Origin of the sequence: Halomarinibacterium sedimenti (assembly GCF_019312585.1) — a bacterium.
GTDB classification, from domain to species: domain Bacteria; phylum Bacteroidota; class Bacteroidia; order Flavobacteriales; family Flavobacteriaceae; genus Halomarinibacterium; species Halomarinibacterium sedimenti.
Genome location: NZ_JAHWDP010000002.1, coordinates 427,341 through 440,952, shown reverse-complemented (window position 1 = coordinate 440,952; position 13,612 = coordinate 427,341). Strand labels below are relative to the sequence as shown.

Below are 13,612 nucleotides of genomic sequence, written 5' to 3'. Positions count from 1 at the left end.
TTTTATACATTTATGGATTTATCAATGCAGTAATTTCAGCAAATTGCTTCCTTAACATGGGGTGCTCCAAAATAGCTTTTACATAGGCTAAGCTACTTTTACTTAAATGACGGGAAAGTGTAGGCTCATAAAATTCCCAAGGTTCAAAAAAGGTTTTGTCTGGTTTTTCGGTTAGCGTTAAAATTTCATTGTTTTCGGCGGCTAGAAAATGGGATAGTTTTTCTTTAACAGATTCATCTGCTATTTCACCATTTAGATATCCCTCCACATCACTGACCGAAACCTTATGCGGCATAAATAGCTGGAAATATTGAATTTTATCAGGCTGAGAAGTCTCCCAATTAGCAAGATAATCACTTAAATATCCTGGGATTTTATCAAGGTTTAATCCTGTTTGGAGGTCTGCCACAATGTTATCGGTTTCTACTTCATTTTTGGTTATATGTTCTATTCCATTTTCTTTTTTAAATTTTTCAACCAAATAATTTATATACAGGCTTTTGCTATTAATTATTTCGATGTAAGCAATCTTTTTTTCATTTAAAAATGTCGCATTCCGTAGTAAATAATTGTGAAGATCCAAACAGCCTAGAAGTCCGCTATTGTCAATGGCTCCGGCATCTATATAATGGCCGTAACCGGGGATTTTGGCGGCGGGGCTAAAGACAGGAAACCTATTGGTAGTAGAAACGGCCTGGTAAAATGGAAGGGTTTTCTCTCCATTTAATTCTGCTAGATTTTCGGCAAAGGGAAAAATCGCATTAAAATCGTTGGGTTTTACGGACCACAAAATACCGCGACTCCCTTTTGTACTTGCAGTATTCATAATTAAACTTGGAAAATAACCCGTTTTCTGAAAGGCCTGCTTCCAATAATCCCGAAAGGAGGTGTCATACAAAATATTGGATGTTTGGTCTTCGATATGGTTTTGATACTTACGCATGGCATAATAGGGCCGATCTCGTAAACGAAACTTTTGATTGAATGGCCAAATTTTTCGGTACGAATCAACTCCAAATGTGAAGGTTAAATCTATAGAGGTATAGTTTTGCCTAGAAAGGGTATCTATCTTTTGCTGAATTTTGTCAAAATTTAATCCATCTTCACGATACAATCCGGTATATAAAGCTAATCCAAGGGAGCCTCCAGAGGCTCCAGAAAGGGCTAATGTATTGTCCAAAAGTTTTCCTTGCGTTTCTTTTTGAAGTGTATTTACCACATTAAGTGTCCAAACATTCGCTTTTAATCCGCCTCCATGAGAAGCAATAAAAAATAGGGTAGGGTTTTGTTTTTTTTGAATACTGTCCCAAAACTGAAGTTCGTTTACAGGAAACTTAGTGTTTTCGACCAAATCAAGCTCGTGAGTTCGAGTTTCAATGTTAGTTACTCTGCTTAGAATAACTAGTACAATTAATAATGCAAAAACTCCAAATATAATTTTGTACCTTCTTGTAGCCGATAGATTTAGTTTTTTAGCCACAAAGAAATACTTTCCTAGGCTTGCAATTATAAAATAGTAGAAATAAAAGAATGCTAATAAAATAGGTATTCCGTTCGTAAGTCCCCAACCTTTAATACTAGCAATTGTTGAATAAACAAGGATTACAATTGAAACAATAAAATTAAAATTAAATAAGGATAAGTAGTTTTCAGATTTTTCGAAGTACCGAATGATTCCAATAAAAAGGGAAATAGGTAAGAGTAATGGACTTTCTAATGTGGCTTTTACTTTTGAAGAGGAGGTTCGTAAAATTCTAAAAAATACATAGTTAAACATAAAAGCGTAACTCGTAAGTAGCATGATAACAAATCCTCCAGGACTAAAATTTGCAATGAAAATGGTGATAATTAAAAGGAGCAAACAAATAAATCCAACAAAGAAATACCCTATTCCTAATCTTTTGTAATAGACTTTTAGTTTTTTGGCGTTTTTTTCTAAGGTTTCTTTGGTTAGAGGCGTACCATCTTTCTCTGTGGTTCGTTGATAAAAAGTGAACTTCTCCTTTACGTAAATGTATGCTATGAGTGGAACGAGTAATAAAAGATAAATGATTGTTTTTACAACAGGCAACGGGAAGTTTTCAAAAATAAGATTGGGTTGAAAACTGTTTATTATAAAATGGATCCAAACACCATGTATTAATATCCCAATAGAATAACGAAGATAATTTGCCCAGTTATCTGGCTGATAGGTGCTTTGCTTATTTGTCGTATAGATAAACGCAGGAAATTTTTTGAGAGGCCAAAAATTAAAGGGAAGTATCTTATGCCAAACAGTATAATCTCCCGAGTTATTTAGATTTGCTGCATAGTAGGTATAAATAGGGTAGTGGGACAATACTATGGCAAGTGCATTTATAAAGAGAAAAGAAAGAAGTAAAGAGAATTTAGAATTTTGATTTTCGACCAAATCAACCATCATGGTAAAGGCTTGATCCATTTTTGTGAGCAATAATAAAATTATTACAATAACTACTAAGCTTAAGACGGAGGCTTTAAAGAAGTTTTTAAAAGACTTTTTTAAATGCTCAAGTTGTACAATGAGACAGTTGTATTTAAAAAGACAAGTAATACTCCGCAAAAAAAACCTTAATATATCCTTAAAAAAACTGGTCATTACTTTTTTCTATTGTAAACTTCTGAAAAATAATAATCTAATGTACGGATATCGACTAGCTGATACAAGGGGTATTTACCCCTATTTACTTGAATATATTACTTTTCTCACAATTAAATCGTAATTTTTTAATATCAAAATTTAGTATTTAATTAAATCAACAGCTATTTAACTAATAATTTGGGGTTAATTTAATAGGAAAAAGGAGTTTAATAACTTATTAAAAACAGGAAAAACCCTGTGAGATTATACAGGGTTTTTCCTGTTTTTTTAGTTTCAACTTGTCAGAGATTTTATAAATGACTTACTTGGTCTAATAAAACTTAAAAATAAAGTGTGATGGTAAAACCAAAGAATTGTATTAGTGTGTCTGAAGCAAAGGAACTTCAGGGAAACTGGAATAGAACAAGGGTTTCTGAAATTGAGATAGCAACAGGGTTTAAGGATGTAAAAGATTTTACTTTTAGCCTTAAGGAAATAGAAGAATATGTTGCATATGTAAAAGAATTATCAACTAGGCAAGGAGTTTCAGACCCTGGAATTAGAATTTATTTTGCTGCCTATGATACTTTAGAAAATAAAAAGGCAACGGTCTTTCTTGCCCCAACAATTGGTGTCAGTAAAGATTCTGACAATAATTACGAAATAGATCCATTAAATAGAACCCAGGGGGGATGGCCTCCTAATAGTTATTAGTATTGGGACTTAGCGATTATTTTATATTTTCTTTTTCGGCGTTTTTATTTGTTATATTTTCATTTATAGCAAGCATATTTTTTTTAAAAAGGAATGAACCAAGTAGACCTCTTAAATTATTAGTTGCCTATTTGGGGGTAGTCGTTTTACTTGAAATTATAGCTAGTTATTCGGTTATTGGATACTATTCGAAATATCAATACTTTTCCTTTATCGAAAACTCACCTTTTAGGCGTAATACTTGGGTTTATAATTTTTACGATATTATTAATCCTATTTTAATATGTCTATATTTTTTGTATTATATTAATAACAAATTTTTTAAAAGCATTGCGAAAATAACATTGGTACTATATCTTTTAACTTCGGTTTATTTTCAATTTGTTAAGACTTCTTTCTTTGAAAACTCCTCTTTTGTGGTTATAGCTGGTACTTTTATAATTTTGGGAGTTATTTTTCAGTTTTTTTATGAGCTACTCAAGTCGGATTTAATTTTACAACTTAAAACGCATCTCCCAATGTATATTGCTGTTGGTGTTTTTGTTTTTAACTTAGTCAATGCACCTTTGGCCATTTTTTCAGATTATTTTAATGTATCTACTGGAAATTTACTTTTTGTAAAGCTGCAGGTCTATATAGTTTTGATTTCTAATTTATTTATGTATTCTTGCTTTATAATTGGTTTTTTGGTATGCTCAAAGAAGATGAAGTCCTTTTAATTTTATATTCCATCATTACAGTTTTTATACTTGTATTTTTTGTAGTGGTTTTTGTTGTTGCTTTTCAGAGGCGGAAGAATAAAATGTTGGTTGAACGCTTTGAAGCCGAAAAAAGATTCGAAAAAGAATTGGCAAAATCGCAAATTGAAATTCAAGAACAAACTTTTAAGAATATTGCTTGGGAGCTACACGATAATATTGGGCAATTACTTTCAGTGGCAAATATTCAACTAGGAATGTTATTAAATGAAAGCCCCAAAGAAATGAAGAACCAAATTGAGGAAACTAAAACTACACTGGGTTCTACATTGCAGGAAGTGAGGGCGTTATCCAAAACTTTAAATAATGAAGTAGTACTCAACAATGGTCTTGTCGCTTCTTTAAAAGCTGAGCTTGATCGTTACGAACGTCTTCGGTTTTTATCAACTGAGCTTAAAATAAATGGAAAAGAAATTCCCCAAAAAAATGAAGTTGAAATCATAATTTTTAGAATATTACAAGAGTTTTTTTCAAACACCCTTAAACATGCCTTTGCAAAAAAAATATTCGTAAATTTAAACTATAAAGAGACCCATTTGGAAATCATGGCCAAGGATGATGGAGTTGGCTTTGACCAATTTATGGTCAACACCAATTCAGGGTTGCAGAATATGGAAAGCAGAGCAAAAGTAATTGGCGCAACATTTAGCATTATGTCAGAAAAGGAAAAAGGCACCCAAATAAACTTAATTTACCCATATCCAATACATGAACACTTTGAATGATAATACTATTGCGATTGTAGACGACCATCTATTATTCGCAAGTTCTTTAGAAAAATTAATTAATAGTTTTCAAGGGTTTCGTGTGTTATTCAAAGCACAACATGGATTAGATTTAATCGATAAATTACAAAACCTTAACGACCTGCCAGATATCATTCTATTGGATATCAATATGCCAGTTATGAATGGTTTTGAGACCCTTAAATGGCTCACGGAAAACCACCCAACGATTCGCGTTTTGTCACTATCCATGGATGATAATGAAATGTATATTTTAAAAATGCTAAAAGAAGGTGCTAAAGGATATTTTTTAAAAGATATTCATCCTAAAACTCTTGAAAAAGCATTACTTGAGGTCATGGAACGTGGGTTTTATTATTCTGAATTGGTTACTAATGCAATGGTCAACTCTTTGCATAGTGACTTACCAGATTTGGATCCAGAGTTTAATAAAAATGAACTTCAGTTTATAAAATTGGCTTGTTCTGAATTAACCTACAAAGAAATCGCCGATAAAATGAAACTTAGCCCCAAAACCGTTGATGGCTATAGACAGGATATTTTTAAAAAATTAGGATTAAGAAATAGAGTGGGACTCGTGATGTATGCATTAAAAAATAAAATGATAAATATTTAAATAGCATCCCAAAGTACGTCCTCCGGTGGTAGGGCAACTATTTCCAAACGTTCCTTTTTTACTGGATGAATAAAACATAGTTTCCTTGCATGTAAATGAATACTTCCATCTTCATTACTTCTATCAAATCCGTATTTTAAATCTCCTTTTATGGGACAATTTATAGCAGCTAATTGTGCCCTAATTTGATGATGCCTACCTGTTTCAAGTTCAATTTCTAAAACAAAATAATTTTTTAGTGTTTTTATGAGCTTATATCTTAAAACAGCTTTTTTGCTACCTGAAATTTCCTTTGGATAGGCATACGATTTATTTTGCTTTGGGTTTCTCTTTAAGTAATGCACCAATTTTTCACCCTCTGAAGGAAGAGGGTTTTTTACAACAGCCCAATAGGTTTTTTCTGTTTCTCTTTCTGAAAAAAGTTTATTCATTCTTGCTAGGGCTTTAGATGTTCTTGCAAAAACAACTATACCACTGGTAGGTCTATCCAAACGATGCACGACGCCTAAAAAAACGTCTCCAGGTTTGTCATATTTTTTAGCAATGAATCCTTTTACAACTTCAGAAAGTGGGGTATCTCCTGTTTTATCCCCTTGAACAATATCCCCAGGACGCTTATTGACAATTATTAAATGGTTGTCTTCGTAGAGAACTTCTAAATTTTCGGGAGTACTATGCAAGGTAGATAATTATTAATATTGCTCTTCTTCATTAGGAAAATCACTGCTTTTTACATCTGTGATATACTGACTAAAAGCATTTGACATATCTGAATATAAATCTAAATATCTTCTTAAAAATCGCGGACTAAATTCGTGGGTCATCCCTATCATATCGTGGGTAACTAAAACTTGCCCATCGACACCTCCTCCAGCACCAATCCCTATTACTGGAATACTTATACTTTTGGCAACTTCTTCGGCTAATTTGGCAGGAATTTTTTCAATTACAATGGCAAAACACCCTGCTTTTTCGAGCATTAATGCATCTTCTTTCAATGTTTCGGCTTCCTGTTCTTCTTTGGCACGTACCGTATAGGTCCCAAATTTATAAATGGATTGTGGTGTTAATCCCAAATGCCCCATCACAGGAATTCCGGCATTTAGGATTCGTTTTATAGATTCTTTAATTTCCTTTCCACCCTCCATTTTAACGGCGTGTGCACCACTTTCCTTCATAATTCGAATAGCAGAACGCAACGCTTCCTTTGGATCACTTTGGTAACTTCCAAATGGTAAATCTACAACCACCAAACTTCTTTCAATAGCGCGTACTACAGAGGAAGCATGATAAATCATTTGGTCAAGCGTTATTGGTAATGTAGTTTCGTGACCCGCCATCACATTTGAAGCAGAATCTCCCACTAAAATCACATCCATTCCAGCACTATCCACAATTTTAGCCATAGTGTAGTCATAAGCGGTAAGCATGGCAATCTTTTCACCATTTTTCTTCATATCCACCAAAGTTTTGGTGGTAATTCGCTTGTATTCTTTTTTTGCTGTAGACATAGTGTAACGTATTGAGCGGTAAAAGTACTAATTTTGGTATTCAATCTTTAATTCTATGTTATGAAGTTACTCATTACAATGGTATTCGTTTCTATTTCAGCGATTACTTTTTCACAAGATTCTTTTTCTGAAAATGACGCCAAAGAACTTATCGATACTTTCTTTGAAGGCTTTCATCAAGGAGACACCCTTACTATGAAACGTGTGATGGTTGAAAATTTACCCAATCAAACAGTGTTCACCAATAAAGAAGGAAAAGCAAATGTAATTGATGGAAATATTTCTGAATTTTTAAAAGCCATTGCCAATCGTCCAGCCGACCAAGTTTGGGAGGAAAAACTACTAGACTACAAAGTACAAATTGATGGAAATCTTGCCCATGTGTGGACCCCGTATGAGTTTTGGTTTAACGGAAACTTTAGTCACTGTGGTGCTAACGCATTTACGCTGGCAAAAACAGAGGACGGATGGAAAATTGTACACTTAATTGATTCCAGAAGGAAAGAAGGGTGTAAAGATTAACAATCACTCACATTCACCTGCACTGCAAGTCCTCCCTCGCTGGTTTCCTTGTATTTTGAAGTCATATCTTTTGCGGTTTCCCACATCGTTTTAATGACTTTGTCCAATGGTACTTTTGCTTTAGAAGGGTCTGCATCCAATGCCATTTCACAAGCATTTATAGCCTTTATGGCACCCATGGCATTTCGTTCTATACAAGGGATTTGTACTAAACCAGCAATAGGATCGCAAGTGAGCCCCAAGTGATGTTCCATAGCTATTTCGGCAGCCATTAAAGCCTGTGCAGGAGTGCCTCCCATCAATTCGGTTAACGCACCAGCAGCCATAGCAGAGGAAACCCCAATTTCGGCTTGACAACCCCCCAAAGCCGCACTAATAGTTGAACCCTTCTTAAAAAGACTACCAATTTCCCCAGCAACCAATAAGAACTTCTTTACATCATCAAAATTGGCATCGTGATTCTCTATCACCATATAATACATTAAAACTGCTGGAATAACTCCCGCGCTTCCGTTCGTGGGGGCTGTTACTACCCGTCCTAAAGACGCATTCACCTCATTTACCGCTAAGGCAAAGCATGAAACCCATTTTAATATTTGGCGAAACTTTACTTCCGTATCACGTATGGCGGCAATCCATTCAACTGCATTGGTATATTTTTTATCGCCAATAAGCGTTTTATGGGTATCGTAGGCACGACGACGAACGTTTAATCCGCCAGGCAGTGTGCCTTCTGTATGGCAGCCTACGTACATGGAGTCCAGCATGACTTCCCAAATTGCTTTAAACTTGTCATCAATTCGTTGGGGATCGCGAATGGAAAGTTCATTTTGATATACAATCTCGCTTATGGTCTTTTTTTCACTATCACAATACCCTTGCAACTCCAAGGCTGTATGCGTGGGAAATGGAAAATGATTGAATTTTTCAACTTGTATTTTTGCTCTTTTGCGTTCTTCTTGTACAATAAATCCGCCTCCAATAGAGTAGTAGGTTTCTTTCTTTTTTTGTCCATTGCGAAGGGTCGCCTCAAACGTAATTCCGTTGGGATGAAAAGGAAGAAATTTTCTATGAAAAATAATATCTTCTGAAAAAGAAAAAGGAATGGGTTTTTCGTTATTCAGCAAAAGTTTATTTGCTTTTTTAAGGGCATCAATTTCCTTCTGAATGTTTTCAATGGGAAACGTCACTGGGTCTGCTCCCAATAATCCCATGACTACGGCAATATCAGTCGCGTGGCCTTTTCCAGTTAGTGAAAGAGAACCGTATAAGTTCACTTTTACTGTGGCAACACTAGTAAAGAGCTCTAGTTGCTGTAATTTTTCAATCCAAGCTTTGGCTGCACGCCAAGGCCCTAATGTGTGCGAACTCGAAGGCCCTACGCCTATCGATAGCATATCAAAAACACTAATACTTTCCATGGCTTGATTCATAACACAAATATATACTATTGTCTTCTATTTGCTAACAATGGAGGTGGTTCTCCTGTAAAAGGATTCCAACGGCTAATACTTTTAGCATTCATCCCCGATGCCTTAATAACTGCGCGGTCTCCATAACGCTCTCGCATTTTATCCATAGCTTGATAAAGATTAATAATTTTATCATTGTTATCAAAAAGATCAATTTGTTGTCCGCCTTCTACCAAATGACTAAAGCGAACACCAACTAAGCGAACTAAAAGCCTTCGCTGATATAGGTTTTTATATAAATCCATTACTACCGGAAGGATTTTATGATCTGCAGCACTGTAGGGAATTCGCTTTTGTTGGGTGTACGTTTGAAAATCTGAATATCTAATCTTAAAGGTTACACAGGCTGTTAGTTTATTCCCTCTGCGGAGCTGATAGATTAAATTTTCGGTCATTGCTACGATAATTCCTTCTAACTTTTTTATGTCGGTAGTGTCCTTATCGAAGGTTCGCTCTGTGGAGATGGATTTCCGCTCTGTGTATTGCACTACAGGTGAATTGTCAATTCCGTTTGCTTTTTTCCAAAGCGTTGCTCCATTTTTCCCAAAAACCCGTATCATCATTTCTATAGGCATTTTTTGAATGGTTTTTATTTGCTTAATGCCCAAATCGCATAGTGAGCGGTAAGTGACTTCACCTACCATAGGGATTTTCCTTACAGAAAGTGGAGATAGGAATGGTTTTTCAGTACCTTTTATAATCTCTATTTGGTTATTGGGTTTTGCTTCCCCTGTGGCGATTTTTGAAACCGTTTTATTTGCAGACAACCCAAAAGAAATAGGCAAACCTGTTTCTTTTATAATACGCGAGCGCAATTCACTGGCAAGTTTGTTACATCCAAAGAATTGGTCCATCCCAGTAAGATCGATATAGAATTCATCTACTGAAGTTTTTTCGTAAAGCGGAACACTTTCCTTAATAATGTCGGTAACTGTATTTGAAAACTTGCTATAAACCCCAGAATTTCCTCTCAATACAATTGCTTCTGGGCATAATTGTTTTGCAAGTCGCATAGGCATGGCAGAATGAATCCCGAAAGTTCTAGCTTCGTAACTACATGAAGCAACTACTCCGCGATCACTAGTACCTCCAATAAGTACAGGTTTCCCGTTAAGCCTACTGTCTAATAGCCGTTCACAGGACACAAAGAAGGTGTCCAAATCCATATGGACAATATGACGGTCACTATTCATGAAAAACCCCTAAAGGAATTAATGTTGTTGCCTATTACTAGTACGCACTCGTCTATTGAAGTTTTTTACCGAGTTTGTCTCTAACTTTTTATCACTATAGCGAGGATCTTCAATAATAGGATAGCGTGTCATTTTTGTTACTTCTATGGAGATACAATCAAATTCTTCTATTACTTTTCCGGTAATACTGTAAATTCCTTTTCCTCTAAAGCGGTATAACGAAGCCACATTGGGGAAATGTACGGTGTCAATAAAATCACCATCACGATCTAAGAAGGTGCCAAAGTACATTCGCTTTCCAGTGGATGTGGATGTGTTTTTTACAGTTACTAGGTAGCCTTCAATCGTTACTGTTTTACCAACATAATCTGGTAAATGTCTAGCCCGCATATGGCTTCTAGATGGTGCAAGTAATAATTTAAAGGGGTCACACAAAGGGAAGCCGAGTAGTTCCATTTCATCAAAGGCATCTTCCATTTGCGTATTGGGCAAGGAGGGAGTTTGATAATTCATTTTTTCAGTTTTAAAAAGGGTTTGTATGTGCTCTTCGAAGGTTACTTTGTTTACTTTCATATAAGCTTCCCAGAGTAACTCACGTTTGTTTCTTTTTGTGAATCGGAAGGCATTTATCTTGATAAGAATATTAATTTGTTCTATAGAAATAGGAACTCGATCTATAAAATCGTCAAGGCTTAGGTAGTAGCCGTTTTTGGTTCGTTCTTGTACCAGTCGTTTAATGACTCTGCTTTCCAAGGAGTGTAAAAAACCTAATCCTAAATAAATAGCTGTTCCTTCGATGACAGTTTCGGCGTTACTGTGGTTAACACAAGGAGCGAGAATGGCGGCACCGTGCATACGTGCTTCATGTACGTATAACTCTGAACTATAGAATCCACCACCATTGTTAAGCGTTGCTACCATATACTCGAGCGGATAGTATGCTTTTAAAAAAAGACTTTGATAGCTCTCCACCGCATACGAAGCAGAGTGTCCTTTGGCAAAGGCATAGCCCGCAAAACTTTCAATTTGCCGCCAGATTTCTTTGGTGAGATTTTCCGATTTTCCACTATTATGGCAGTTATCAAAAAACTGTTGCTTCACTTTCAGAAATTCATCCCGTGAGCGAAACTTTCCAGACATCCCTCTACGCAGCATGTCTGCTTCTCCTAAAGTAAGTTTGCCAAAATAGTGCGCCACTTTAATGACGTCTTCTTGATATACCATCACCCCATAGGTTTCGGGCATAATATCTAGCATAACAGGATGTGCTTCTTTTCGTTTTTCGGGGTAGCGATACCGAAGAATGTATTCTCGCATCATACCCGATTTTGCCACTCCAGGGCGTATCACCGAACTGGCAGCTACCAATCCTAAATAATCATCCACCTGTAATTTTTTAAGGAGCATTCGCATGGCAGGAGACTCCACGTAAAAGCATCCAATGGCCTTTGCGTTTCGCAATAAGTATTTAATACGATTATCTTCTTTAAAACGCTTGATATTATGAATATCAATGGGAGGGATGCTTGGGTGATTATACCTAATTACTTCTACAGCATCCTTAATTTTTCCTAATCCTCGCTGACTCAATATATCAAACTTATAGAGTCCAATATCTTCTGCCACAACCATATCGAATTGAGTAGTTGGAAACCCTTTTGGGGGCATAAAAGTGGCGGTATAGTAATGGATGGGTTTTTCTGAAATAAGAATACCTCCTGCGTGAATTCCCAAGTAATTGGGGAACCCTCGAATGTATTGACTGTAGTTTACAACAAGTTGAGAGAGCCTATCTAAGGTTTTATAATTGTATTCTCCTTTGGAGAGAACATCAATTTCGGTTTTAGGCAATCCAAATACTTTTCCTAGTTCGCGTACCGAAGCCTTATACTTAAAAGTATTGTATACGGTAAGTAGTGAGGTGTTTTTAAATCTTCTGAATATAAACTCGGTAATATCATCTCTGTCTTTCCATGAAAAGTCGATATCGAAATCGGGTGGGTTTTTACGGTAGAGATTGATAAACCGTTCAAAATAGAGGTCAAGCTCAATAGGGTCTACATCGGTAATCCGAAGCAAATAGGCAATCACACTATTGGCGCCACTTCCACGCCCTACATAAAAATAGCCTTTGCTTCGAGCGTATTTTAAAATTTTCCAATTGATAAGAAAATAAGAAACAAATCCTTTTTCCTTAATGATATCCAATTCCTTTTTAATACGGTCCAAAATAGCATTGGTGGGTGTCCCATAACGATACGGAATACCCTCATAGGTAAGCTTTTTTAGTAATTTAAAATCTAAAACCTCATTGCTTGTATAGGATTGTTGGTTGTTAGGAGTTTCTTTATCGAAATTGAAGGAAATATTGCAACAATCAAGCAGCTTTTGTGTATTCTCGATGAGCTTCGGAAATTCGCGAAAGGTGTCTTTTATGGTTTCTTCGGAACAAAGGAGATGGGTTTCTTTGCCTTGCTCAGAAGTGGGAAGTTTGCTTAATAGTGTGTTGTTATCAATGGCTCTAAGTAGGCGGTGGGTATTGAAACCTTTTTTATTCTGAAAGCTTACGGTGTGTAATATTACTAGTTTTTCCTGCCGATGCTTCCACGGTGAAAACTTAAGACGGTTGAGGTCTTCGGCGGTTACCCCTAAATATTCATTCTCTAAAAGTGTTTCTTCTTTAAAGCTGGCAAAGGGGTAAATAGTAAACGTATCAGGAAGGTGTTTTGCATGCTCTGGAATCTTTTTATTAGTGTGTAGAAAAGAAGAAAGGTAGCTGTTAATGTGTTGAAAACCCTGATTGTTTTGCGCCAACATGATAAACTGTTGTTGTGCTCCATTTCTAAAATCTACACCTAGTATGGGGCGAATGTTATACGTAGGCGCCAATCGTACAAAATTCAAGCAAGCTGAGGTGTTATTAATGTCTGTAAGTGCTAAACAGCGAATGCGGAAACCCTCTGCCAGCTCCAATAAATCCTTAGGTTTTATGGTGCCGTAGCGCAAACTATAATACGTATGTACGTTAATAAACATTTTTGTAATTAGGAAATATTCCAAAATTATGGAAATATTCCAAATTATAAAAGAAAAGTTATCAACCATTCTGAAAAAATGATTTAGACTATTTCTTCTTCCTTGGATTAGGCTTTAATGACATCACATACTCATAGCTTTCGTCAAGGTATTGGGAGAGTAGTTTTAAATCTTTCAGTATTTCATCGGGAACCAATACATAATCTTTCATTACAGCGCCGTAAGATTTGTAAATAGTAGTATTGTATTTCTCTTTAAATGCTTCTTGCGATTTATTGGATAGGCGTAAGCCCAATTCTGCATCTTTATTAAGTAGTGCAAACATATGGGTGTTGGCAGCGCAATAGGGCATGGTTTTTCCAAGGCGTTCAAACTTTTGGTTCATAGCAACAAGTTCGTCGAAGATGGCAAGATTTTTTTCCCAAGCAGTCATTTGAAAAAGTTT

The 13,612-nt window shown here is 35.8% G+C and carries 11 protein-coding genes; 4 read left to right on the top strand and 7 right to left on the bottom strand.

The window, feature by feature from the left end; all coding sequences use genetic code 11:
• Positions 1-10: 10 nt before the first annotated feature.
• The gene (locus KXJ69_RS06630; protein ID WP_219052187.1) at positions 11-2,440 is read right to left on the bottom strand and encodes a patatin-like phospholipase family protein; all 2,430 of its coding nucleotides are present in this window, start codon (positions 2,438-2,440) and stop codon (positions 11-13) included.
• Positions 2,441-2,956: 516 nt separating this feature from the next.
• Between KXJ69_RS06630 and KXJ69_RS06625 the strand changes: the two genes are divergently transcribed.
• The 3 genes from KXJ69_RS06625 to KXJ69_RS06615 all read left to right on the top strand — a co-directional run bounded on the left by KXJ69_RS06625 (position 2,957) and on the right by KXJ69_RS06615 (position 5,433).
• The gene (locus tag KXJ69_RS06625) at positions 2,957-3,313 is read left to right on the top strand and encodes a hypothetical protein (RefSeq protein WP_219052186.1); all 357 of its coding nucleotides are present in this window, start codon (positions 2,957-2,959) and stop codon (positions 3,311-3,313) included.
• Positions 3,314-4,004: 691 nt separating this feature from the next.
• A complete protein-coding gene (locus tag KXJ69_RS06620; RefSeq protein WP_219052185.1) occupies positions 4,005-4,796 on the top strand; it encodes a sensor histidine kinase in 792 nt (263 codons plus the stop codon).
• Positions 4,780-5,433, top strand: a complete 654-nt coding sequence (locus tag KXJ69_RS06615) for a response regulator transcription factor (protein ID WP_219052184.1) — start codon at positions 4,780-4,782, stop codon at positions 5,431-5,433. Before KXJ69_RS06620 ends, KXJ69_RS06615 begins: the two co-directional genes overlap by 17 nt.
• On the opposite strand, the gene KXJ69_RS06610 is transcribed toward KXJ69_RS06615, so the two are convergent.
• Both KXJ69_RS06610 and panB read right to left on the bottom strand, forming a co-directional pair.
• Positions 5,430-6,113 carry an RluA family pseudouridine synthase gene (locus tag KXJ69_RS06610; protein WP_219052183.1) on the bottom strand — a complete coding sequence of 228 codons (684 nt, stop codon included), beginning with the start codon at positions 6,111-6,113 and terminating at the stop codon, positions 5,430-5,432. The genes KXJ69_RS06615 and KXJ69_RS06610 overlap by 4 nt on opposite strands.
• 12 nt (positions 6,114-6,125) lie before the next feature.
• Positions 6,126-6,944 carry a 3-methyl-2-oxobutanoate hydroxymethyltransferase gene (gene panB, locus KXJ69_RS06605; RefSeq protein WP_219052182.1) on the bottom strand — a complete coding sequence of 273 codons (819 nt, stop codon included), beginning with the start codon at positions 6,942-6,944 and terminating at the stop codon, positions 6,126-6,128.
• A gap of 60 nt (positions 6,945-7,004) precedes the next feature.
• On the opposite strand from panB, the gene KXJ69_RS06600 reads away from it, so the two are divergent.
• Positions 7,005-7,466, top strand: coding sequence for a nuclear transport factor 2 family protein (locus tag KXJ69_RS06600; RefSeq protein WP_219052181.1), 462 nt, complete (start codon positions 7,005-7,007; stop codon positions 7,464-7,466).
• Here KXJ69_RS06600 and KXJ69_RS06595 read toward each other — a convergent pair.
• From KXJ69_RS06595 to KXJ69_RS06580, 4 genes are all read right to left on the bottom strand, one after another.
• Positions 7,463-8,899, bottom strand: a complete 1,437-nt coding sequence (locus KXJ69_RS06595) for an L-serine ammonia-lyase (protein ID WP_255571244.1) — start codon at positions 8,897-8,899, stop codon at positions 7,463-7,465. The two genes, KXJ69_RS06600 and KXJ69_RS06595, sit on opposite strands and share 4 nt — an antisense overlap.
• Positions 8,900-8,913: 14 nt before the next feature.
• Positions 8,914-10,131, bottom strand: coding sequence for a DNA polymerase IV (gene dinB / locus KXJ69_RS06590; protein ID WP_219052180.1), 1,218 nt, complete (start codon positions 10,129-10,131; stop codon positions 8,914-8,916).
• Between the two features lie 18 nt (positions 10,132-10,149).
• Positions 10,150-13,167: a DNA polymerase III subunit alpha gene (locus KXJ69_RS06585; protein WP_219052179.1), complete on the bottom strand. Its 3,018-nt coding sequence runs from the start codon at positions 13,165-13,167 to the stop codon at positions 10,150-10,152.
• Between the two features lie 88 nt (positions 13,168-13,255).
• Positions 13,256-13,600, bottom strand: a complete 345-nt coding sequence (locus KXJ69_RS06580) for a TfoX/Sxy family protein (protein WP_219052178.1) — start codon at positions 13,598-13,600, stop codon at positions 13,256-13,258.
• Between the last annotated feature and the right edge of the window lie 12 nt (positions 13,601-13,612).

What these genes read in the sequence shown, in the direction of transcription:
- KXJ69_RS06630 (WP_219052187.1), bottom strand. Translation starts at nt 2,440, where the DNA reads ATGGATCAAGCCTTTACCATGATGGTTGATTTGGTCGAAAATCAAAAT.
- KXJ69_RS06625 (WP_219052186.1), top strand. Translation starts at nt 2,957, where the DNA reads ATGGTAAAACCAAAGAATTGTATTAGTGTGTCTGAAGCAAAGGAACTT.
- KXJ69_RS06620 (WP_219052185.1), top strand. Translation starts at nt 4,005, where the DNA reads ATGCTCAAAGAAGATGAAGTCCTTTTAATTTTATATTCCATCATTACA.
- KXJ69_RS06615 (WP_219052184.1), top strand. Translation starts at nt 4,780, where the DNA reads ATGAACACTTTGAATGATAATACTATTGCGATTGTAGACGACCATCTA.
- panB (WP_219052182.1), bottom strand. Translation starts at nt 6,944, where the DNA reads ATGTCTACAGCAAAAAAAGAATACAAGCGAATTACCACCAAAACTTTG.
- KXJ69_RS06600 (WP_219052181.1), top strand. Translation starts at nt 7,005, where the DNA reads ATGAAGTTACTCATTACAATGGTATTCGTTTCTATTTCAGCGATTACT.
- KXJ69_RS06595 (WP_255571244.1), bottom strand. Translation starts at nt 8,899, where the DNA reads ATGAATCAAGCCATGGAAAGTATTAGTGTTTTTGATATGCTATCGATA.
- dinB (WP_219052180.1), bottom strand. Translation starts at nt 10,131, where the DNA reads ATGAATAGTGACCGTCATATTGTCCATATGGATTTGGACACCTTCTTT.
- KXJ69_RS06585 (WP_219052179.1), bottom strand. Translation starts at nt 13,167, where the DNA reads ATGTTTATTAACGTACATACGTATTATAGTTTGCGCTACGGCACCATA.
- KXJ69_RS06580 (WP_219052178.1), bottom strand. Translation starts at nt 13,600, where the DNA reads ATGACTGCTTGGGAAAAAAATCTTGCCATCTTCGACGAACTTGTTGCT.